The 21,454-nt window shown below is 44.7% G+C and carries 19 protein-coding genes and 1 other RNA gene; 9 read left to right on the top strand and 11 right to left on the bottom strand.

The window, feature by feature from the left end:
* Positions 1–94 precede the first annotated feature (94 nt).
* Positions 95–1,459 (bottom strand): DegQ family serine endoprotease, encoded by a 1,365-nt coding sequence (locus AC121Z_RS13310; RefSeq protein ID WP_498124504.1) that lies wholly within the window; start codon positions 1,457–1,459, stop codon positions 95–97.
* A 68-nt stretch (positions 1,460–1,527) separates the two neighbouring features.
* The gene (locus AC121Z_RS13305; protein WP_498124503.1) at positions 1,528–1,968 is read right to left on the bottom strand and encodes a ZapG family protein; all 441 of its coding nucleotides are present in this window, start codon (positions 1,966–1,968) and stop codon (positions 1,528–1,530) included.
* Positions 1,969–2,138: 170 nt separating this feature from the next.
* Between AC121Z_RS13305 and zapE the strand changes: the two genes are divergently transcribed.
* The 4 genes from zapE to AC121Z_RS13285 all read left to right on the top strand — a co-directional run bounded on the left by zapE (position 2,139) and on the right by AC121Z_RS13285 (position 4,711).
* Positions 2,139–3,236: a cell division protein ZapE gene (gene zapE / locus AC121Z_RS13300; protein WP_498124502.1), complete on the top strand. Its 1,098-nt coding sequence runs from the start codon at positions 2,139–2,141 to the stop codon at positions 3,234–3,236.
* Positions 3,237–3,363: 127 nt separating this feature from the next.
* The gene (locus AC121Z_RS13295) at positions 3,364–4,086 is read left to right on the top strand and encodes a YebC/PmpR family DNA-binding transcriptional regulator (RefSeq protein WP_498124501.1); all 723 of its coding nucleotides are present in this window, start codon (positions 3,364–3,366) and stop codon (positions 4,084–4,086) included.
* Positions 4,087–4,257: 171 nt separating this feature from the next.
* Positions 4,258–4,458, top strand: a complete 201-nt coding sequence (locus AC121Z_RS13290) for a hypothetical protein (protein WP_498124500.1) — start codon at positions 4,258–4,260, stop codon at positions 4,456–4,458.
* A 40-nt stretch (positions 4,459–4,498) separates the two neighbouring features.
* Positions 4,499–4,711, top strand: a complete 213-nt coding sequence (locus AC121Z_RS13285) for a hypothetical protein (protein ID WP_498124499.1) — start codon at positions 4,499–4,501, stop codon at positions 4,709–4,711.
* Between the two features lie 172 nt (positions 4,712–4,883).
* Here AC121Z_RS13285 and AC121Z_RS13280 read toward each other — a convergent pair whose 3' ends face one another.
* The 3 genes from AC121Z_RS13280 to AC121Z_RS13270 form a co-directional block, all read right to left on the bottom strand.
* Positions 4,884–5,570: a transporter substrate-binding domain-containing protein gene (locus AC121Z_RS13280; protein WP_498124498.1), complete on the bottom strand. Its 687-nt coding sequence runs from the start codon at positions 5,568–5,570 to the stop codon at positions 4,884–4,886.
* Between the two features lie 82 nt (positions 5,571–5,652).
* A complete protein-coding gene (locus tag AC121Z_RS13275; protein ID WP_498124497.1) occupies positions 5,653–6,492 on the bottom strand; it encodes a cation diffusion facilitator family transporter in 840 nt (279 codons plus the stop codon).
* A gap of 124 nt (positions 6,493–6,616) precedes the next feature.
* The gene (locus AC121Z_RS13270; RefSeq protein WP_498124496.1) at positions 6,617–7,789 is read right to left on the bottom strand and encodes a glycoside hydrolase family 88 protein; all 1,173 of its coding nucleotides are present in this window, start codon (positions 7,787–7,789) and stop codon (positions 6,617–6,619) included.
* 170 nt (positions 7,790–7,959) lie between these two features.
* On the opposite strand from AC121Z_RS13270, the gene rnpB reads away from it, so the two are divergent.
* Positions 7,960–8,323, top strand: an RNA gene (rnpB, locus tag AC121Z_RS13265) — RNase P RNA component class A.
* Positions 8,324–8,371: 48 nt separating this feature from the next.
* Positions 8,372–9,847, top strand: coding sequence for a sensor histidine kinase (locus AC121Z_RS13260; RefSeq protein ID WP_498124495.1), 1,476 nt, complete (start codon positions 8,372–8,374; stop codon positions 9,845–9,847).
* Here the strand turns inward: AC121Z_RS13260 and AC121Z_RS13255 are convergent.
* Positions 9,844–11,142, bottom strand: coding sequence for a response regulator (locus AC121Z_RS13255; protein WP_498124494.1), 1,299 nt, complete (start codon positions 11,140–11,142; stop codon positions 9,844–9,846). The two genes, AC121Z_RS13260 and AC121Z_RS13255, sit on opposite strands and share 4 nt — an antisense overlap.
* 153 nt (positions 11,143–11,295) lie before the next feature.
* On the opposite strand from AC121Z_RS13255, the gene AC121Z_RS13250 reads away from it, so the two are divergent.
* From AC121Z_RS13250 to AC121Z_RS13240, 3 genes are all read left to right on the top strand, one after another.
* A complete protein-coding gene (locus AC121Z_RS13250; RefSeq protein ID WP_498124493.1) occupies positions 11,296–12,756 on the top strand; it encodes a sigma-54-dependent transcriptional regulator in 1,461 nt (486 codons plus the stop codon).
* A 161-nt stretch (positions 12,757–12,917) separates the two neighbouring features.
* A complete protein-coding gene (locus tag AC121Z_RS13245) occupies positions 12,918–14,204 on the top strand; it encodes an oligosaccharide flippase family protein (RefSeq protein WP_498124492.1) in 1,287 nt (428 codons plus the stop codon).
* Positions 14,204–15,208 carry a glycosyltransferase family 2 protein gene (locus AC121Z_RS13240; protein ID WP_498124491.1) on the top strand — a complete coding sequence of 335 codons (1,005 nt, stop codon included), beginning with the start codon at positions 14,204–14,206 and terminating at the stop codon, positions 15,206–15,208. The genes AC121Z_RS13245 and AC121Z_RS13240 overlap by 1 nt, the downstream gene beginning before the upstream one ends.
* A 545-nt stretch (positions 15,209–15,753) precedes the next feature.
* Here AC121Z_RS13240 and AC121Z_RS13235 read toward each other — a convergent pair.
* The 5 genes from AC121Z_RS13235 to AC121Z_RS13215 all read right to left on the bottom strand — a co-directional run bounded on the left by AC121Z_RS13235 (position 15,754) and on the right by AC121Z_RS13215 (position 21,450).
* Entirely contained in the window at positions 15,754–16,614 is an 861-nt protein-coding gene (locus AC121Z_RS13235) for a glycosyltransferase family 2 protein (RefSeq protein WP_498124490.1), read from the bottom strand.
* 2 nt (positions 16,615–16,616) lie between these two features.
* The gene (locus tag AC121Z_RS13230; protein ID WP_498124489.1) at positions 16,617–17,591 is read right to left on the bottom strand and encodes a glycosyltransferase family 2 protein; all 975 of its coding nucleotides are present in this window, start codon (positions 17,589–17,591) and stop codon (positions 16,617–16,619) included.
* Positions 17,548–18,693: a polysaccharide pyruvyl transferase family protein gene (locus AC121Z_RS13225; protein ID WP_498124488.1), complete on the bottom strand. Its 1,146-nt coding sequence runs from the start codon at positions 18,691–18,693 to the stop codon at positions 17,548–17,550. Before AC121Z_RS13225 ends, AC121Z_RS13230 begins: the two co-directional genes overlap by 44 nt.
* Before the next feature lie 148 nt (positions 18,694–18,841).
* Complete coding sequence (locus AC121Z_RS13220; protein WP_498124487.1) at positions 18,842–20,104, bottom strand: O-antigen ligase family protein; 1,263 nt, start codon at positions 20,102–20,104, stop codon at positions 18,842–18,844.
* Positions 20,059–21,450 (bottom strand): GumC family protein, encoded by a 1,392-nt coding sequence (locus tag AC121Z_RS13215; protein ID WP_498124486.1) that lies wholly within the window; start codon positions 21,448–21,450, stop codon positions 20,059–20,061. The genes AC121Z_RS13220 and AC121Z_RS13215 overlap by 46 nt, the downstream gene beginning before the upstream one ends.
* Between the last annotated feature and the right edge of the window lie 4 nt (positions 21,451–21,454).

Here is a 21,454-nt window from a genome sequence, read left to right as displayed (position 1 = left end):
TAAGCCAGAAAAGCCAAAGCACGATTGACGAATGCCCTATAAAAAAGGGCAACTGACGTTGCCCTTTCTGGATTCATACTAGGTATGCTAAAGATTATCGAATGACCAGATACAGCGTTGAATTACCCCTTTTAACATTCAATGCAATTACGCCGCTAGCGCCCTCAATCGCAGCTGAAAACTCGCCGATAGTGGTTACGCGCTGACGATTAACCCCAATGATCACATCGTCTTGTTGTAAACCAATCCTAGCTGCGGGGCTGCGCGCTTCAAGTTCGCTTACTTCAACACCGCGGTTACCGCTATTGTCTTGCCCATTCGCGAGAGTTGCCCCCTCTAATGCCGGATGGATATCTTTGGCACTGGCTACGGTCGCTCCGGCATCACCAAGAATCACTTTCTTGGTTATTTCTTCGCCTTGACGCACGATCGTTAATTCAATTTCGGTACCTGCGCCTAAGCTTGCAACCTTGGCACGCAACTCTTCGAAGGAATGCAACGAGCGGCCATTCAAGCCAATGATAATATCGCCGGGCTGCAAACCCGCTTTTTCGGCTGCAGAGTCTGGTGAAACTTCGTTAACAAATGCTCCCTTATTAACCTTTGACTCCATTGCTTCAGCAAGACCCGCGTCAATATTGCTACCTAAAATACCAAGTAAGCCTCGACGCACTTCACCATATTCTATGATTTGATCAACCAAACTCTTCATCATATTGCTGGGGATAGCAAAGCCAATACCTACATTACCGCCACCAGGACCAAAGATTGCGGTATTAATGCCGATAAGCTCACCGCGCAAGTTGACAAGCGCTCCGCCAGAGTTGCCCCGGTTAATAGCGGCATCGGTTTGAATGAAGTCTTCATAACCGCCAATGTTTAAGCCAGACCGGCCCAATGCACTGACAATGCCAGAAGTCACGGTTTGGCTGAGGCCAAAGGGGTTACCGATAGCAACTACAAAATCACCTACACGCAATTCGTCGGAGTCCGCTAACGGTATGGCTACTAGGTCCTTACTGTCGATTTGTAACAAAGCAATGTCGCTTTGCGGATCCGCGCCAAGCTTCTTAGCTTCTAACTCTCTTCCATCGGTAAGCTTAACGGTAATATTGTCAGCGTTATCAACCACATGATTGTTAGTGACCACGTAACCTTTTTCGGCATCAATAATAACGCCAGAACCTAACCCTCTAAATGGGCGCTCCTGCACCTGTTCATTCGGACCACCAAAAAAATAACGGAACATTTCAGGTACTTGTTGCCGTGCTGTTTGAGTGCCCTCGACGGCGATGCTTACCACTCCAGGTGTTGCCTCTTCAAGCATGGGGGCTAAGGAAGGTACTTCATCCTTACTGGAATTAAAAAATGGTAATGCAGACAAAGCGGAACCGCTCGCAAACACTGACACTGCTGCAATACTAAAAATAACTACCAACGACCGTAATTGTTTGCTCATTAAGGTTGATACTCCTATTTTATTCTTAGCTAAAATGACTGCTTTATCGAAAATAAGTTCAGCTCGGACTATTCTTTCGCGTTTGATTGCCGTTTATCATCGACGAATAGCCCCGATGCGCCCGTGCTAGCAAAATCACGCGGTTGTTCTTCAGAATTAGCGTTAGATGCACTCTTACGCTGACGCTGCGAATTTCTTAATAATGCAGTTGTTTGTTCGCCAAAAAAGGTCATTTTTGGTGAATCCTCATAAGCCTCATCGGGTTGAATTTGCGCTTCATAGTCACCGATTTGTTCTTCTAACACATCAATTTGATGTTTTAGCCCTTGTAAGGTTTGACGCGCCTGAAATACGTGATGTTCAGCTTGCTGCACCAGTACTGCACGAACCGATTTCTCGGCTGCTTTTGCTGCTAATTCACTCCCTTGCTGCGCGTAGACAAAACGTGCAACGAAAAAGCCGATTACGGCGCCAACGATAACTAATCCGATCGAAATCGCAATTTCCATGGTTACTCCATTCATGCTTTGGACTAATAACTGTTTAAACTATACCAAAGCATCATCGCATTTGCGCAGATTCATTAGTATGATTTACGCTTTGTTACTCTTAACCCCTAAATGGGGAGTCAGGGCTCAGTTTCAAGCGTAAGCACGAGTAAAAGGTAGTATTCATTCCGATGACGCCAATTGAAAAATATCAGCACGATCTTAAACAACCGGATTTTCACTATGACGCTGCGCAAGAAATGGCAGTGCAAGAGTTGCAGCGTCTGTACGATGAGTTGACTCAACCGCAGAAAAAGCTGACATGGCGAGTGAAAATAAAGGCAACCTTTGGTAAAGGGATGACGAAACCGTCAATCCAAGGTCTTTATTTTTGGGGTGGGGTTGGCCGCGGTAAAACTTATTTAGTTGACACCTTCTATGAATGCCTGCCCTTTGAAAATAAGCTGCGAATACATTTTCACCGGTTCATGCATCGCGTGCATCAGGCGCTAAAACCCTTAGCTGGGCAAAGTGATCCGCTCAAAACTATTGCTGCAGATTTAGCCAAGGAGGCCAGAGTTATTTGTTTTGATGAGTTTTTTGTTTCCGATATTACTGATGCCATGATCCTAGGGACCTTGTTTGAATATTTATTTGGGCATGGAATTGTGCTGGTAGCCACTTCCAATATCATTCCTGATGAGTTGTATCGGAATGGCTTGCAGCGAGCCCGGTTTTTGCCTGCGATAGATTTAATCAATCAGAACACCCGCGTGATAAACGTGGATAGTGGAGTGGATTACCGCTTGCGGACCCTTGAGCAGGCCGAAATTTATCATTATCCCCTCGATGCTGCTGCAACCGAGAATCTGCACCGATACTTTACGCAACTGGCACCTGATGTGGGTAAGGAAAACTGTGAAATCGCTATTGAAGGACGAAAAATTCCAGTTTTGCGAGATGCTGACGGTGTTGTCATGGTTGAATTTGCTGCACTCTGTGATGGGCCACGTAGCCAAACGGACTACATTGAGATAAGCCGGATCTATCATACGGTACTACTTGCGAATGTTAAGCAAATGGGCCAAGAAAACGATGATGTTGCGCGTCGCTTCATTGCTATGGTCGATGAATTTTATGAACGCCATGTAAAGCTGATTATTTCTGCCGACGTTGCGATGGAAAACTTATACAACCAAGGCCGCTTAAGTTTTGAATTTAAACGTTGTTTAAGTCGTTTACAGGAAATGCAGTCGCATGAGTATCTGAGCAAGCAACATTTACCCTAACTGCGACTGTTATCCCAGCCAGAAAATAGGTAGAATCCGCACACATTATAGATTCATTTATTTATCCGGTTGCGTCTGGCGACTAGTCACAGGCGAAATTGGTTTTAGTTTAGCAAAAGAGATTACGATGGGAAGAGCATTCGAAGTACGTAAAAATGCCATGGCAAAAACTGCCGGCGTGAAAACTAAGGTTTATTCGAAGTACGGTAAAGAAATCTATGTCTGTGCGAAAAATGGCGGCACCGACCCAGATGCCAATCTTTCTTTGCGCCGCTTAATGGACAAAGCTAAGAAAGACCAAGTACCGAGTCATGTCATCGAGAAAGCGATTGATAAGGCAGCAGGTGGTGCCGGAGAGGATTTTGTACCCATGCGCTATGAAGGCTTTGGTCCTGGTAATTGCATGGTGATTGTTGACTGCCTAAGCGACAACGCGAATCGCACCATTACTGATGTGCGTAACTGTTTTACCAAGACCAAGTCGAACTTAGGCGCGCAAAATTCAGTGGCGCATATGTTTGATCATCAGGCCATTTTCCAATTTGACGGCGAGGACGAAGATGCTGTGCTTGAAGTCTTGATGGAGGCTGATGTAGATGTAACGGACGTTGAGCAAGAGAACGGCAAGATCAGTGTGTTTGCACCGCATACAGAGTTTTATAAGGTTAAAACCGCGCTGACAGAAGCCTATCCGGACATCACGTTTGAAACAGAGGAAATCACCTTTGTGCCGCAAACACACGTGGACATTAGTGGCGACGATGTTGCGATGTTTGAAAAGTTTATGGGCATGCTAAACGATTGTGACGATGTGCAAGACGTTTATCACAATGCAGTTTTACCTGAGTAGTTTGCGCCTTCGTGTGACCTGACAACAATGTCTAAAGCCCTCATTTAAGAGGGCTTTTTTGTATGTGATTTGCAGACCCAATACTGGGCCATAGATCAGCTGTTTTTGCTTTTCTCCCATAATACACTGTTAACTGCCAATGGAGGCAATGATTTAAACAAAGGAATATGTATGAAAACGTTAACTAAGGTTGAAATAGCCGATGTATCAGGTGGGTGCTCAGAACATTGCTGGGGTGACTTTACTGCGGGTGGACTTGGGCTTTCTATGGCTGCAGGTTTAGTCGGTGGTATTCGCGGCGGATTGGGTTATGCGGGTAGCAAAGTCGGCGACAAAATGTCAGAAAGAACGACAGATACCTCTGATGAATAATGCTAGAGGGAGATGACTCCCTCTTTTTGGAGATACAACGATGTTAGCTAGAGTCAAGCACCTTTCATTTTTAGTGCTCTATGGTTTAACCTTGATTTTCGCAATAATCTTTGCTGCTCGACTGGCCCTTGGATTGTTCAATGTCAATGCGCAATGGCTGGAGATTGTGATCGTCGCCACGATAGTATTAGTTCTGGTCGGTTTGTTTACTGAGGTAGGGCGTAAAATGGGCTTGTTCCAACGCGACGAATAGATTTACCACTCGAGGTTTGTATTTCAGATTGCTGAGTGTAGGAAATCCAACGCTATTTTGTCTTTGATTTATTAGACTCTATGCGATTAATGGCTCCCACAATACGAGTTTTTCCTGTACTGCTGATTTAACCCACTCACTAAACTTATAGTTTTTTTAACTCTGTCATCTCTTACAGAACGTCAGTGGCAAATGCACATGTTGAATTTATGAACAGGGTAATTGGCGTTTCGATGAGAGCCGTTTCAGATATTTGCAGTTTATCTTTGTTAGTTTTTTCCATCAGTTGGAACGATATGTTATCAGCTAATCCCATATCAACTCTTTCCAACAAAACCAATTGTACGCTGGCTTGGATTGTTTCCACATAAGCCAGATCCATCCCAGCTTCGATAAACTGTTGACTAAACTCAGAATTTTCTCGAGTCCGTAATATGGCTACAGATTTGCCGCGAAGCTGCGCAAGTGAATCCCATCTAAATGGGGAGTCCTCAACCAACCTCACAAGGCCAATTTTTACCGGTGTTTGACTCAGCTTAATCGCAGTTACTCCATCTTCTTTATGTGGGGGGTAAAAGCTTCCACACCAAGCATCTGTTTGCAGCATTTGGGCTGCACGTGCAGGGGGGACAAAAAGTGGCTTTATCTTAACTTTATGCTCTCTCAATTTTTCTTTCAGTAAGGTAAAGGCGATGCCACCATTAGGCTCTGTCAGGGTTGTGAACGGCGGATATTCTATTGCGAGGATATTCAGCTCATTGGTTTTACTGAAGCTTGGATTAGAGCTGATAGACAGGCCGAGAAGTAAAACAGTCTGGAACAGCCATTGAATTTTTTTACGCAAAATCATTCGCATCATTGAAATTGTACCAAGCAAATCGATTAGTTCGAGTGATTACGGTTAACTAAATTATAGCGTGGCATATCGGCGGTGGCGGTTTTTATTCAGTCTTCGGTTCGATATGTACCACAACATCGTTAATGTTAAACTCCGTGGCGAGTAATCTTTCGATTTCATCAGCTAATTTGTGGGATTCAAGCGCGGTTAAATTTTGCGGGGTAATAATGGTGATATCGCCAATATGCCGTTCGCCATCGAACCGCGTGCGAACTTGACGAATAGAGTCAACGCCTTCTAAACCCTGTACTTTAGTTTTTACATCCCGGTGGTCGACCGTTGTGCTATCCACCAAAATCGGAATGGATTGCTTGAACAAGCGATAGGCAAGGTAGGCAATTATCATCGCCATGATGAGAGCGAAGACAGTGTCTAACCATGGCCACCCCAATACGGCCAACTGCCAACCCACGATGATGGCAATAGAAGACAACACATCACTTAAGGTGTGTTTCGCATCAGCAGCCAATAAATTGGAATCAAGGCGTTTAGCCCAATAGCTTTGCCATACGGTGAGGAGGACATTTGCGCCGAGTGCACCGAGTAAGATAATCAATCCGACGTAACTTTGATTGACCGGTTCGCCCAAGCGCTCGATGGCAGTAATGACCACTTCTACCGCCAGTACCATTAGCAGCGTAGCTAAAAAGAAAATCGCTAACGGGATAAATTTTTGATGACCATAGGGGTGATCACTATCTGCAGGGCGCTCCGCCTGCTGCAATGCGAACCATGCGACTACGTTATTACCCACATCAGTTAAAGAGTGAAAAGCGTCAGCAATAATTGCTGTGGAATGGGTGGCAAGACCCACCACCAGTTTACACGTCATGATCAACAGATTGCAGCAGCCTTCTATGATCAAAACATGTTTAACTTGCATACTGGGTTCTCTCTTTCTCAGCTGGCTATGGGCTCGTTATACTCGTTAACCGAATATTAAACCATCGCGCTACTGGGCAATAAGCTCTGCGTATAAGCGCCTTTAATCGTAAAAACCGTAGTCATTAATTGTCTAAAAATGTCAGGACTTCAGATGCGGCTAACAAGAATGCGCTTGTTCCAAAGTATTCGGAGTTGTCAAAGCGACTGGCACCCGGTTTATCAGCAAAAGATTGAACAAACCCTACGTTGCCGTTGGCGTCTATATTTTTTATAAGTGCTTGCCAAGACCTATAGATACTATCTGCATATTGGGTTTGGTCGAGAATGCCATTATTCACTCCCCATGTGATCCCATAGGTGAAGAAAGCCGTGCCACTAGTCTCTGGCTGAGGAAAGGCTGCTGAATTTAATAAGTCAGATGACCACGCTCCATTTGCCATTTGAATGGTTATTAATTTTGCAGAGAGACTTTTATACAAGCCAAGGTAATCTGCGTAATATGGATCTGTGACAGGTATTCTTTTGAGAATATCGACAATACCGGCGTATACCCATGCATTCCCTCTGCTCCAGAATACCCCTGGTTTGTTTCCATCGGCAAAAAAACGGCTATCGCGATAAAAGAGTTCTTGCTCGGTGTCATATAGCAATTCAGCTGACGCCCAAAACTCACGATGCGCAAACGCACTGTAGGCCGAGTCCCCGGTTAATGATGAAAGTGAATGCCAAATCGGAGGAGACATATATAAAGCATCCGCCCAACACCAACGTTGGATGCAACTAGGGTAACCATTTGCACGTTCAGCCTCTGTTGGAAAATATAAACTACCTGTTTGTGGACGAGCTAGAATAAAATCAAAGGTATTTTTGAGGTCAGTTAGGTCTGAATCTGTAGGGTTTAGGGTATACAGTTCCGTGTATAGTCTTCCAATCAAATGATCATCAGCTAAGTATGTGTCATCTCCTAATTGCCATGCGTTCATTTCTGCTGTAGTGAAAAAAAATGCCTCTAGCGCTGGATGTTGGATAATCTTATTGGCAGCAATAAGCCCTGGTATGGCGCTCGCCAAAACCCAGTTACGTGAGCCAAATTGACCACTCTCAGATTTAGACCGGGAAAACTCCGCTGGTAATTCTGACATTTGCTTTAACACAACCAAATTAATTAGCCCTTCCACATCAGAGGCTGTAAATTCATCGTACTCGTGCTGTATTGAATTGTCGTTACAACCAATACAAATTAGCAATGTTAATGAAATTAGAGTAGCGGTTTTGACCTGCTTTATATTCCACATTGATTACCGTCTCAAAGTTGACTAGGGTAACATTTACTCGGCTAATGTTACGCAAGGTTGCTGTTAAACACTAGCAAGAGAATATTGTGGTCATTATTGCTTTGCAATCGATAAGTCCCCTCTTGGAAAGTTTTAAATTGCTTCGCCTTCAACGCACGGTATAATGCTACCGAGCCAGCCAGACAATCGCTGTTTTACCTTGGTAAAAGAGAGGAAAGTCCGGGCTCCATAGGGCAGGGTGCCAGATAACGTCTGGGCGGCGAGAGCCGACGACAAGTGCAGCAGAGAGTAGACCGCCTAAGCATATTCGTATGCCGGTAAGGCTGAAAGGGTGCGGTAAGAGCGCACCGCGCGACTGGTAACAGTTCGTGGCGAGGTAAACTCCACCCGGAGCAAGACCAAATAGGATCCCATTTTGTGGCCCGCATCGGGATCGGGTAGGTTGCTTGAGCCAATGAGTGATTGTTGGCCTAGATGAATGATTGTCACGCTAGCAATAGCGCACAGAACCCGGCTTATCGGCTGGCTCAATTTCTGCTATACACTGGATTACGCCTATGGCCAGCCTATTGCGAAAGTGACATGTCTGAAGATTTAAACAAGCGAATCGAAATTCTTGAACGCAAGCTCGAACGTCAAATTAGGGCCCGTCGCAACGCGGAAGAACAACTCGAACGTTATTCCAAACAAGTTCATCAATCCAGTGAGGCCTTGCGCCAATCCGTGCTGGATGCACAAAAAAAACAGTCTGAACTCGAATTTTTAGCGCGTTCAACCACATATACAACGTCAGAAGATAGTTTAAGTGACTTGTTCTCTACCACACTGCAATTATGTGGCGAATTTAGCCATGCGCTATTGGGAGCATGTTTTTTTGTGCGTAAAGGGAAACTATCAGTCAATTCAAAGCCCTTGATTTGGTCACCGGAGCAACCGGTTACTACCTCAGGTGTTTTGCCCTCTGTTATCCTCGAATATTTGCCTTTTCAACATCAAGCGTTATTACAAAATTGGTCGATAAGAGAACTTGAAATAGCAGAGCGCCCAGAAATGAGATGGCTGGTAGCAATTAATTTTCCCTATTCTGAAGGTCAATTCGCTTGGATAGCACTGTGCTTACCTTCTCAGCTGCTAGATGAAGAAGCATTGTTTGTGCTGGATACTGCAAAGAAACAACTCAGACAAGGCGTGGATAAACGTTTAAAAAGCGCAACCTCATATATTCAACAATCTGTTCTTGAACAAACAGCAGAGCACCTTGCTTCAGCCAAAAAGCAGCTGATAAAAGCCGAGCGAATGTCAACATTAGGGCAAATATCAGCGGGGGTCGCGCATGAAATTAATAATCCGGTAGGATTTATTAAGTCTAATCTGGATATTTTGTCTGGTCATGTGAAAAACCTTACAGATTTTTATCACGCGCTCACAGCAACTTTAATTAACAAGCCAAACGCCGCGTCGGCAGTGACTAAGCTAGCTGATAAGTTTGATGTGGAGTATGTGTTGCAAGATAGCCTTGAGATTGTTGCTGACAATCAAGAGGGGGTACGGCGGATTAGCGACATTGTCGCAAACTTAAAAAGTTTTTCTCATGTTGCTGAAGTAGAATTTGAAAAAGTAGATATTAATCACTGTGTCGAGCAATCCGTGAAAATTGCCCGTACGTCTTTTCAGCAAGAGCACAAAGTGTCTCTAGAATTCGCCAGCGAGCTGCCAGCTGTGCTGGGTAATTCGGGGCAATTACAGCAGGTGTTTATAAATCTTATAGTAAACGCTGCCCAGGCGATGGAAGATGTGGGTCAGTTAAAAATTGAAACTCGCCATACGCCTAAAGGTGTTGGTATCACTATTTCTGATACGGGACATGGCATGGACGAGGCAACCCAAAGTAAATTATTTACTCCATTCTTTACCACCAAAGACGTTGGTGAGGGCACCGGTCTTGGCTTATCTGTCTCACGCACACTGATTGAAGCCCACCAAGGGGATATATTGGTTGAGTCAATGCCGGACATCGGCACGAAAATGACCGTATTGTTACCCGCTTACTTTGATTAATGCAGGTCAGATCGAATACAAACGCGTATTTCACTCTTAGTATTACGCTCGTAGGCAATTAGACGGTCGATAGTGCTGGCGGAAAAAATGTGGCCTTCAGACAGTAACATGACATGGTTCTCGGCAAATAATGGCTTAGCCAACACCATACCAGGCGCCAGTTGTATTGGCGATAATGTAAAATCATGGTCTGTTTGTACAGATGGTGTGTAGTTTTCTATAAGCTCAAGGATTTTCGGGTCATATAAAAATCCTTCCTGTTTTTTCATTTCCTTTAAGGTTTGCGAATGATTCAGTCGAACCTTCAGCATTGTGCCGTGTAAATAAGCACAATAATCTCGAGCGACATGCAACACCCGTGCAGCAATAGGAATGGCTTTACCTTTATGCCGCTTTGGGTAACCTTTACCTCGGCCATAGCCTTCGAACTGTAAACACAGCATTTCTTGCAAGCCGACAAGATGATGTACTGGTGAAAGGATCAAAGGTATTGCATTGACCTGCTGCATATACTGCTGTTGTTGTGCGTAGTTCAAACTCAAACGGGGTAAAGTGACTAGCCCTTTATCTAGCGTTAAAAGACCTAATTGATGCAGTAAACCACCTAAATAAAAATAACTCGATTCTTGCGGTGACAAAGCAAGTGCATGTCCAAGATATACGCAACAGTGAGCGACGTCACGACTAAGGCTTGGGTTGTATGATGGATGCGTATGTAGCAAGTTATACAGTACTTTTTCTGTCGATTTTTGCTCATATTGGATTTTTTGCACGGCCTGCTTTATTTGCTGAGTGCGCAATTTTACTTTTTGTTCTAGTCCTTCGTTGGCCTTTTTTAATGCGTTTCTTGACCGTTGTAGGGCCACTTTGAGCTGCTTGTTTTCTTCCTCCATGCGAATGCCATTCATCAGCTTTTCAAATAAAGCAACCAGCTGTTCTGAATCCCATGGTTTTTTCAATAGATGCTGAATACCCCCATCGTTGATCGATGCGATAATTGCTTCAACATCGGAAAATCCAGTCATGAGCAAGCGCTTGGTGTGCGGGTGATTATCAGCTACGTAAGCTAAAAATTCAGCACCATCCATTCCCGGCATTTTCATGTCGCTCAAAATTATGTCTATATTTTGAGTAGCGAGTAAGGCGATACCCTCTTCACCGCTATTCGCAAAATGCAAATGACCTGCGAGAGTGCGAAGACTACGTTTTAGAGACCGAAGGATCTGCAGATCATCGTCAACACAGAGTATATTAATTGTCTTTTTACTTTCTGAAAAAGCATTTAAAACAGTCACTTAATACTTCCTTTAGCAGTTTATATTTAATTATCAGTGCGCATATCAATTGTTGAGTTCGATATCGGAACAACATAAGCTAGCATTTCCAATAGTGCTTCACGTATTCAGTACAGCATGATGCGTGCCATTGATATAAACGGTAGGAAAACAATGGAATTACAACAAAGAATCTTGCTCGTTGATGATGAAGTGGCGGTACTTAACTCTCTGAAACGCGTGTTAAGGCCTTTGGATATGCAGATAACCACCGCATCCTCTGGTCAAGAAGCGCTTGTGGAGCTAGCGAAAAACCCAGTCGATATCGTTATTTCTGACCTCTCCATGCCTGGCATGTCAGGAATCGAATTGTGCGCAGAGATAGCCAAGCAATACCCTGAAACTATTAGGATTATGTTAACTGCCCATGCTGACAGTCAGCATATTTTAGATGCCGTTAATACTGGTCGAGTGTGGGGATATCTGCAAAAGCCTTGGGACAATCAACAGTTGATGATTTTGATTAAACAGGCGCTACGTGATCATCAACTGCAAGCGGAACGTCAACTATTACGCAATACCTTAGAGCGGTATCGCAAACGCAGGCGCAAAGACTTTGGTGGCTTTGTTGGAGACTCTATTGCAATGCAATTTGTGTATAACGCCATTGAAAAGTGTGCCCCCAGCACGGCATCGGTCTTTATTACCGGTGAAAGTGGCACAGGTAAAGAAGTTGCTGCAACCGCAATACATAATTATTCAAAGCGTAAGAATGATCCGTTTATCGCACTGAACTGTGCTGCTATACCTGCTGAACTAATGGAGTCTGAAATTTTTGGGCATGTAAAGGGGGCATTCTCAGGTGCGGTTTCCAATCGCGACGGCGCTGCAACGATGGCTCATGAGGGAACATTGTTTCTAGATGAGCTGGGTGAAATGGACATTAGTTTGCAGGCTAAAATTTTGCGTTTTATTCAGACCGGAACATTTAAACGCGTAGGAGCTAGCAAGGAAGAAAAAGTCGATGTTCGTTTTATTTGTGCAACAAATCGCGATCCGATGCAGGCAATTAGAGAAAACAAGTTACGTGAAGACTTATACTATCGCTTGAATGTTATTGCCATCGAATTACCCCCGCTCCGTGAACGTGAAGATGACATAATGCAAATAGCGGTGCACTTTTTACGTCGCTTCGCCGCTTTGGAAGAAAAGGAGTTTGTTGGCTTCTCAAGTGACGCAGAAGCGTTGCTCAAGGCATTTGCATGGCCAGGAAACGTTAGACAACTGCAAAACGCAATTCATGGCTGTGTCATAATGTCTGATGGCCCTTTGCTCAACAGTGACATCATTGGAAACCAATTAGGGTTGTCAAATCATGATATCAGGGAGCTGAGTGTAGCGACCAAAATGACTACTCCTAACACCCAACCTCAAGAGCCCGCTGAAGAGATAGTGGCGACGCCAACCGAGAATAATGCTGACCGTTACTCAACGACAGCGATTGAAACTCTCGCCACGGTTGAGCGGCGCGCCATTGAGCATGCTTTGACTTACTACCATGATAATGTGGTAAAGGCCGCGACAGCGCTCGGCGTAAGCCCTTCAACGTTATACCGAAAAATGCAAACTTGGTGAATATTGCCTTGTTGCAGTTTGCACAGTACGTGTTTGCAAATTGCAAATAGCATATCGAAGATATTGATAAAATTCATTTAAAACAATGGGTTAAAATTTTTTATTTAGTTGGAATGATAATTGGATAGTCACTACCACAGGAATTTAAATGTGGTGATGGCATGCGAGACAGTTATGCGCAAAGAATTATCAAACTGCTACGTCAACCGTTATTAACAAACACGGCTTGGTTATTGGGAACGGAGCTCACTGGGAAAGTCGCCAGAATTTTAACTGTGCTCGCTTTGGCGGCTTTTTTGGATACCGTGATCTATGGAGTGGTAATGCTGACAATGGCATGCCACGACCTTTTCAGGATCACGCTTAAATGCGGTCCTGGGTCACAAGTTATCCAATGTTCTGATGCGGATTTGGCGTCGTTTACCAAGAATGGAGCAGGGCTGCAGTGGATAATTTGTACTTTACTTGCGCTGCTCCAATTCATATTAGCGCTGGCTATCGGTGAGTTTTATCAGTCAGATGACGTCGCCTTTCTATTGCAATGCTTGGCCCCAGTGTATTTATTTTACCCACTTACGAGTAGCAATGTATTTTTGATCCAACGCCAAAATAACATGCGTTACTTTAGCCTCTGGAATGGGGCCTGCTTAACTTTTGAAAATCTTGTATTAGCACTTTGCCTGTTTCTTGATTACGGCATGTATTCAGTACTAATCACAAAATACTTTGGCGTGCTTCTCTGGACTGTCGGCTTTTGGTTTGCTCCAGTTAAATCCTACGGTACCGCTTTCGAGATAGCGGTGTTTAGTCGTTTATTTCGAACTTCTTCAACCTTGTTTTTTACCGAATTTTCACGGTCGCTAAAAGGGCATGCAGACCTGTTTATTGCTGGCAAGTTATTGCTACCCGAAGTGTTTGGACTTTATGCATTTGCTAAGTCGGTTAGTGTTGGTCTCAGTCAATCATTGATCAATGCGTTTTCTAACGCATTGTATCCGCATGTGTGCGCTCTGCATCGTGACGAAAAGCAGCATATAGCCCGCCGCCAGATATTAATCATGACCGTTTCAATGGCGGGAGTTTTACTTTTGCAGGGAATGAGTGCCCCGCTCTATGTGCCATTGTTATTTGGTGAAGAGTGGGCTGCAAGCATTCCCATGGTAACGATTTTGTGTGTCGCATCAGTAGGTAGCTTGGTCTTTGATATTCGCTGCCTGGCACTGCGAGCCTCAGGGTTATTCTCCAAGGAACTACAGGAGCAGTTAGTTTTTAGCGGTGTGACAGTCACCACTATTATCATTTTTTGGCCTACAGATGCACTGCAAATGTCACAGGCCGTTTTGCTCGGCACGGCGTTTGCCGCCACTTTCTATCTAAGTAAATACCTTTTCAATACCATTCTCGTTGGTGGGTTCATAAACCAACGAATTTTCGCGAGGTTTAAATAATGTCAAATAATCCAATCGTGTCGGTCATAGTACCCATGTACAACGTTGAAAAATATATTAAGTTCTCATTAATGTCAGTGCTAAACCAAACGTTAGAAAACTTTGAGGTTATCTGTGTTGATGATGGCGGTAACGATGGAACAGTAGCATATGTAGAGTCTTTGACTGATCCTCGCATCCGTTTGATCCGTCAGGCCAATCGGGGTTTAGCTGGTGCCCGGAATACGGGTATTGCGGCTGCTCGTGGAGAGTATGTCGCCCTGCTCGATGCCGACGATATTTGGCTCGAAGACAAGCTAGCACTGCACGTTGCACACTTGCATAATAGCCCTAACGTTGGCGTAAGCTATTGCCCATCTTTATTTATTGATGAGCAGGGAGAGCGGCTGGGCATTGGCCAATATCCAAAACTAACCGGTATTACCCGCAAACACATATTTTGTCGAAATCCGATAGGCAATGGTTCCGCGCCTGTGATCCGTAAAGAAGCGCTGGAGTCTATTGCTTTCTCGACGTCCTTAGAACCCTCTCGGCGACAGTATTTTGATGAAACGTTTCGACAGTCTGAAGATATCGAGTGTTGGTTGAGACTGGCGTTAAATTCTTTTTGGCAATTTGAAGGTATTCCTCAGCCCTTAACTCTCTATCGAGTGAATGCTTCTGGTTTATCGGCGAATTTGTCTAAACAGTATCAAAGCTGGCGCATGGCCGTTGCGAAGAACTATGTGGGCAATGAAAGTTTCTTTGCGCGCTGGTTTGACTTAGCAAATGCTTATCAGCTGCGGTACTTATCGCGTCGAGCTGTGCAATCGAGAAATCCAAAGAGCGCTTGCAAAATGATGTTTGAGGCCTTAGTAAGTTCGCCTCGAATGATTCTTGAAGAGCCTAAAAAAACATTCTTTAGTCTTATGTGTGCAGTTCTTGCTTGGTTACCTGCACGAGTTTACAGCGCTTTGGAAAGAAGTGCGATGTTAGTGCTAGGGCGCTGTCGCATGTCACTATAAAATTTATTGGCGGAATTGCTAGCCTCTGCCCAATGTGTGCTCGTCATTGACGAAGAGCACGTATTGGGCCTATTTATCTTACATGATATTTTCCTACCGAAACCCCCTTTGTCGTAAACCTCGGTGAGCATCCTGTTTATCACACGCACTGGTTGTAACAAATGAAACTAAATGCATAGTTAATAGCTTGTCGTATGCTGCAGATTGGGGTAGCTTGACCTTGAGTGTGCTCACGTCTTATGGGGTGAGAACTAGTTAAGAGCACTCGTCAGGCCTTGGTGCGAGACGAATGAAGTTAATGCCATCATCCCTTTTACTGCTTATTCTCTATCCCTGATCTCAATGGTTATCAACTAAATCATATCAATACATGTCATATCCATAGGCCACGTCTCTTGTATTGGTTTATGGATAATTCTCATTGTTGTGCAGAATCCGCTTTAACACGTAACTCAATAAATTGAACAGTTAGCTTATTCGTTGGACAGGTTTACAGGCAATAAAAAGGCCAGCGAAAGCTGGCCTTACCGTACTTAGTTAGAGTCTCATGAAGTGGCTTTGTGATTGCCCCCAAGCCCTTGTATAGCGATGTTGATAAGTGCTTTCACATTTTGCCAGCGCCACTGACAAAAGAACTTAATTTCTTTGAGTTGATAGCCTAACTTATCCTGCCAAGGTAAGTGATACTGATTGTCGTTATTGTATACGAATAAGGTTTTCGCTGGTTTCACCCAACTCGCAACTCGCTGTTTGGCTGTGACATGCACAAAATTAGCGGGATCACCAAACCGGATCTGATTTCGCTTTTCTAACTGCTTTAAAGTGCGGTGCGGGTAGTGGCGAATAATCGTCGCCTCCTTATATACCTTGTTAGAGAAGGGGGGGACCCGCGCAGATGTGCCCTCGGGCCACTTTTTAGAGGGATCGTTCTTAAAGAAACGCCATTCCTTCCAGTTGATCCGGTAATGTTGTCGGCGCAGGGCTATCGGTTGAGTGTAATCTTCTGTATCTGCGTTGCCCAAATCGATTTCGGTAAAGTAGAATTGCGCAAACCATGATTTAACACAGGTTTTTTTCGCTTCAGCAGCTTGAGATAAAAGCGGGACTGGCGATTCAGAAAGCATCTCATCAGCATCCAGAATATACCACCAATCATCACTGCTATATTGCTGATGATAGCGATTATACACACGATTACGTAATTGGTTACTGAACGGCTCATCACTGTGATAGGCGATTTCGATTTGTTTGAATCGTCCAGCCATAGCACAGATGGTTTCCCACGTGCCATCCGTTGAACCATTGTCGAATAGGTATATCCGATGACAGTACTTCATGGCATTTAGGAGTGTTTCTTCGATGATGTCGGCTTCATTTTTAAGGATACAAATGGCATTAATTTTCATGATTAACTCCTAACTGGCTGTGAACTTGAAGCGTTTTTTGAATTTCTAGGTCGTTTTATCACCAATAAGTAAAGTTGCTGGAGCAGCGCCCAAACAGTAAAAACGAAGAAGTGTTTTGGTTTACGCAGACAACGTTTATCCAGCAGCAAGCGCAGCGCCACTTGAGGCTGTTGATGCCGCAGGTTTTGTTTGGCTAGGTGACAGAGATGAGCAGCGGTATAGCGCAAGATTTGACGGCACAAATGCTTATTAACATTGGCTGTTTGAGCTAGCGTGTGTAAACGGTGGCTAAACCCGCATTCCTGATCGGGGATATTATTGTCGCACGCACGGTTTTGCGTATCGCGATGATAAAGTAAATTAATATTGGGGCAGTATGCGATATACCCATGGAGCGCAAGGCGAGCAAAAAGGTCTTGGTCCTCGCCCATTTTTTCACCGACGGGAAAGCCTCCGATTTCATCCAAGACTGACTTTTTGACCATCGTTGATGAGGTCATAAATGGGAGGTCACCCTTGGACGCTAATTCAAAATAATTGTCAACCTTCATGCCATATGGGTCAATGGTATCTAAGTGAATTTTGGCATCAACATAGATATTGCCGGGCTCAACACATTGATACCGGCTTGCATATGCACTCGCGTCAGGAAAGCGTTGCACCAAGTGCATCATTTCCTCGGTAAAAAAAGGTAACCATTGATCGTCGGCATCCAAAAATGCGATATAGGGAAATTTTGCCGCAGCAATTCCAGTATTACGTGCAACTGATACACCTTGATTTTGTTGCTTGATTAGACGCACGTTGTGGATATCACAAGCTTCTACCCATGCAGCGCCGTTGTCGGTTGACCCATCATCAACAACGATAATTTCAGAAACTGGGTAATGCTGGTCAATCACACTTTGAATTGTTTCAGCAATGTGTTTTTCTTTATTGAAAAGCGGGATGACAACCGAAATTTGTATGGCGTTCATAGTACATGCTCCAATTTTTCATAGTTTGCTCGAGTGCTTGGTGATGGCTGAAGGTAGTACCTAGCTGCCCAGTGGATAAGGCATTCATCACAGCGTTATAAAGTCGTGCGCGATCAATTTGATGGGCATCGAAAACGTAATCTGGGGATAAGCCGATTTGTTCAGCCCACGCAAATGATTTCGGGTGATAGCTCAAATTAATCGAGGGGGTTTCGGTTAAAAATGCGAATATGTTGGCGTGCAACCGCATACCTACCATTAACTTGAATTGACTGATCGTATTGAGAACTGCGATGGGATCAGGATGGTATGGTATCACGTGCACAGGCACTTGCTTATGCAGCAGTCGCTGTAACTGTTGTGAAACTTGTATATCACCTAACGTATCGTGACCGTTAAATTGCATCAGATAAATCGGTTCTGCGGATAATTGCCAAACCTGATTGATGATGTCAGCTAATTGATTTAACCGCTCTTGTTCGGCATGAGAATCGGTACTTCCATACGCATCTGTTGGCGCAGGGCAAACGTTGATTACGATCCCACGGCGCTGACCTTGGTTTGGCTTATAGTCTGGATGGGTAATGAGTAGTGGTGCTAAATCAAAGCTTCGGATGATATTGGCACGCGGTGCAATAGTTTTGGCGAGCTTGTAGCTATCGTCATCGCGCACTGCCACCAAGCCACATTGGTTAAGAAATTTTTGGCAGGCAGCTTGTGCAGCAGTTGTTTTAAAAGGCTCAATGCCAACGCCCAAGGCAAGTGCTTTTTGCGAGCCTGATAAATACATCATAGCGCGCTTGATATTGATATCGTGTTCACTATGCAGAACCGACCCCCCACCGAAAATCACCCTGCGGCAGCGCGCTGCATTACTATAATGGATTAACCGATTCTGACCACTGAAGGATTGGACTTGCTTAAGATTGGTAGGCCGAAAACCAAAGCGCTGTTCTGACAATGTCCCTGCGTTTGATACCAACGTATTAGAGGCGCCCAGAAAGCGCTGACTGCCAAGCAGTGTGGCGGCCAAAAGCGCATCATCACCGCTATTCTTCATCCCATAATAGCCCACCACGTAGGCATCGTATTGTTTTATCATAATGACAACCTGTTAAACCCGATAATCTGGTTCAGCAGGTATCAGGCCAACTTGTAAGCTATTGAAATGTAATGAAATATGAATATTTAGACGTTGGCTTTTGCAATTTGCGATGTACCAATATGCAAATTGCAAGAGCATGGATGATTTACCAGCGTTGGGTTTTTATTGGATTTAACGCCATACCGATGAGGATTAAAGCCGGCCAAAAAATGTACGCCAGAATCTCCAAGTTTTCGAAGAAGCTGTAGCACACCATAACAATCGTTAAACACAGCGCTATGTGGGCAAGGCGACTGGACTGGGAGTGCCAAAACAAATAGATGATTGTAACTCCCAGTGGCACTGCAAGAGCATACAATCCTACAAGTCCCTTGATAAAAAGTAGCCCATACCAGCTGTGGTGTGAACCAATGGCCATTTCTTCAACTATTTTCCCCCCCGATTCTACGACGCCATGGCCAAACCAATAAGCTTCACTTTCCCAGCGTTGCATAGCAATATTAGCCAGAGCAGTGCGCACTCGCGTTGAGTCGGGACGGGCCTCCTTAACTTGTTGATAAGAATCCATTACCCACTCAAATACGGGTTGTCCGAGGATCAATAAGGCAGGGACTCCAATCCCGAGAGTTAGCAATATCCACGGCTCTTGCAGTTTACGACCGAATATTAACAGTGGCCATAGCATCACAAAGATAACCAGACCTGCTCGAGATTGAGACAAAAGACACATCATGGCCGCACCTGCGATACCAAACCAGCGCCATTTTTTATCTTCTTCTAGTTGGCTGATCACGAAAAAAAGACAACCCAAGAACCCGGCTGCGGGTGCCCATGGACCAAAAAACTGCCAGCGACCAGCGCCGGTTTCAGGGTTTAAGCCATAGAGCGATACTGTGAATACACTCAAGCCCGGGCCCCCGATGGCTTTGAGTGGTGAAACATAGAGCTCGCCAGGGATACGAAGTATATAAGTGAGTAGTGTCAGACCTGCAAAAATCAGCGTATGCATGCCAACAATACACACCCCACGCGCGATCAATTTAGGGTTAAGGGGCATGCAGGCGCCAAGAAAAATAAATAGGGCGATGAGTGCCCAGCCTTTGGCCCATCCGATGGTGGATTTGATGGTTTTACCCGTCCCTAATGACCAGTTTGCATGGCCTATCCATAGCACAATTAACATGACTGCCATTGCCACAATCCACATCCATACCATCAGTGGCGTAATCGTTTTGCGCGGTTTGCCATGCACGAACCAACGTAACATCATTACACCAAATACCAACCAGCCCAGTAATGAGCCCACCAAATACAAGCTACCAAAAAGGTAGATTGGATAGGTGCCGGCCAGGCCTAGCCAAATTAGCTTCTCTTCAAGAGTAGATTGACTATATTGCTGCGTTGCCATGTGACAATTAATCCAAAGGTGATAAAAAAGACGCCCGCTAGACCTGCCGCAATTGCAATGACAGGGTTAGGACTGATTTGCTTGACTGGTGTTGAGGGAGTGGTTAACAGCTGTACTACGGGATATGAAGCAAAAACATCTGATTTACCTGCCTCAAGGCGTGCGGCTGCTGATGTGTATATTGCTTCAGCCATATCAAATTCTCGCTCTAAGCGATCAAGTTCCGCGACTTCTCTAGAGTAAAGTTTGAGTTCTTCCTCAAGAACTGAAATCGCAATACTTAAATCTTCAATTAACGCGTCCATGCCTTGTTTTTTAGCATTAGCGTTAATCAAATCAGCGAAGAGCTCAGCCCGTTTGGGATTATTTTCCAAATTTAATGCCATAAACTCATTCAATGCATCCACACCCGTTAACAGCATGCCGCGCTCAACCAGTGAAGTTCGGGCAAGTTCAACACGCTTTTGTGCAGCAATAACCTTGGGGTGCTTATTGCCCCATTTGGAGCTGAAATCAGATAATGTACTGCTACTCAACGCAAGCTCTTGATAAAAGCCACTGAATTCGGGATCCGATTTCATCGCCAATGCCTTACCCGCCATTTTGGGCGTTACCTGCAAGGTGAAGCTGAGTTGTTGAATATAATCATCAATTTCTGAAGCACTGGCGACAGCGTCGATTTTTTTACTTTTTATCTGTGACAAAGTGGCTATGGCTTGCTCCATTTGATCACTCGAGACCAACAAAGCCCGTTGTTGAAACTCAACGATATTAGCGCGGGCTGTATTGGTTTGCTCGCGATAGCCTTGCAGTACGTTTTTAATACTAGCGTCACGCCGTGATACTTCGTCGGCCCGCAGCACATCGAGTTCTTCTTGCAGCGACTCGTACAACGCCCATGCTTTATTGCTGGCCTGGTCGGGACTGCCGCCTTGCACGGTGATCGATATGATCGACGTTTGCTCCGTGAGTTTTACTTTAGGCATGCCAAATTGATGCGGAGCCAGGGTGAGTTTGTTTGCCGCTCGTTCTAACACGCCTCGGCTGGTTAACATCTCTTTGTAGTTAACACGCGGGTTAAATCCGCCAGCGCCGAAGGGCGTTGTTGTCTGTGAAACAACCTGACCCACCTCATCAAGGCTGACGTTGCTACTCGAACCTGTACCAGGTAGTACCAAATCCATTTCACTTTTAAAGGTCGGTGACTTCATAAGGTACAACGTTACCAAGGCACCGATGAACAGATAGCTCACCAAACCCGTCACAAAGTAGGGCCATTTCAAGATGCGGTAAACCGCGCTTCTGAACTGGTCCCATCGCGTGGGCACAACGAGTGGATAACGCATAATG

The organism is Alteromonas sp. DYW1 (genome assembly GCF_059752595.1).
This window is presented reverse-complemented; position numbering and strand designations above follow the sequence as displayed.

Excerpts from the sequence above, each read along its gene's own strand:
- AC121Z_RS13310 (WP_498124504.1), bottom strand. The coding sequence starts at position 1,459 with ATGAGCAAACAATTACGGTCGTTGGTAGTTATTTTTAGTATTGCAGCA.
- AC121Z_RS13305 (WP_498124503.1), bottom strand. The coding sequence starts at position 1,968 with ATGGAAATTGCGATTTCGATCGGATTAGTTATCGTTGGCGCCGTAATC.
- zapE (WP_498124502.1), top strand. The coding sequence starts at position 2,139 with ATGACGCCAATTGAAAAATATCAGCACGATCTTAAACAACCGGATTTT.
- AC121Z_RS13295 (WP_498124501.1), top strand. The coding sequence starts at position 3,364 with ATGGGAAGAGCATTCGAAGTACGTAAAAATGCCATGGCAAAAACTGCC.
- AC121Z_RS13290 (WP_498124500.1), top strand. The coding sequence starts at position 4,258 with ATGAAAACGTTAACTAAGGTTGAAATAGCCGATGTATCAGGTGGGTGC.
- AC121Z_RS13285 (WP_498124499.1), top strand. The coding sequence starts at position 4,499 with ATGTTAGCTAGAGTCAAGCACCTTTCATTTTTAGTGCTCTATGGTTTA.
- AC121Z_RS13280 (WP_498124498.1), bottom strand. The coding sequence starts at position 5,570 with ATGATGCGAATGATTTTGCGTAAAAAAATTCAATGGCTGTTCCAGACT.
- AC121Z_RS13275 (WP_498124497.1), bottom strand. The coding sequence starts at position 6,492 with ATGCAAGTTAAACATGTTTTGATCATAGAAGGCTGCTGCAATCTGTTG.
- AC121Z_RS13270 (WP_498124496.1), bottom strand. The coding sequence starts at position 7,789 with ATGTGGAATATAAAGCAGGTCAAAACCGCTACTCTAATTTCATTAACA.
- AC121Z_RS13260 (WP_498124495.1), top strand. The coding sequence starts at position 8,372 with ATGTCTGAAGATTTAAACAAGCGAATCGAAATTCTTGAACGCAAGCTC.
- AC121Z_RS13250 (WP_498124493.1), top strand. The coding sequence starts at position 11,296 with ATGGAATTACAACAAAGAATCTTGCTCGTTGATGATGAAGTGGCGGTA.
- AC121Z_RS13245 (WP_498124492.1), top strand. The coding sequence starts at position 12,918 with ATGCGAGACAGTTATGCGCAAAGAATTATCAAACTGCTACGTCAACCG.
- AC121Z_RS13240 (WP_498124491.1), top strand. The coding sequence starts at position 14,204 with ATGTCAAATAATCCAATCGTGTCGGTCATAGTACCCATGTACAACGTT.
- AC121Z_RS13235 (WP_498124490.1), bottom strand. The coding sequence starts at position 16,614 with ATGAAAATTAATGCCATTTGTATCCTTAAAAATGAAGCCGACATCATC.
- AC121Z_RS13230 (WP_498124489.1), bottom strand. The coding sequence starts at position 17,591 with ATGAACGCCATACAAATTTCGGTTGTCATCCCGCTTTTCAATAAAGAA.
- AC121Z_RS13225 (WP_498124488.1), bottom strand. The coding sequence starts at position 18,693 with ATGATAAAACAATACGATGCCTACGTGGTGGGCTATTATGGGATGAAG.
- AC121Z_RS13220 (WP_498124487.1), bottom strand. The coding sequence starts at position 20,104 with ATGGCAACGCAGCAATATAGTCAATCTACTCTTGAAGAGAAGCTAATT.
- AC121Z_RS13215 (WP_498124486.1), bottom strand. The coding sequence starts at position 21,450 with ATGCGTTATCCACTCGTTGTGCCCACGCGATGGGACCAGTTCAGAAGC.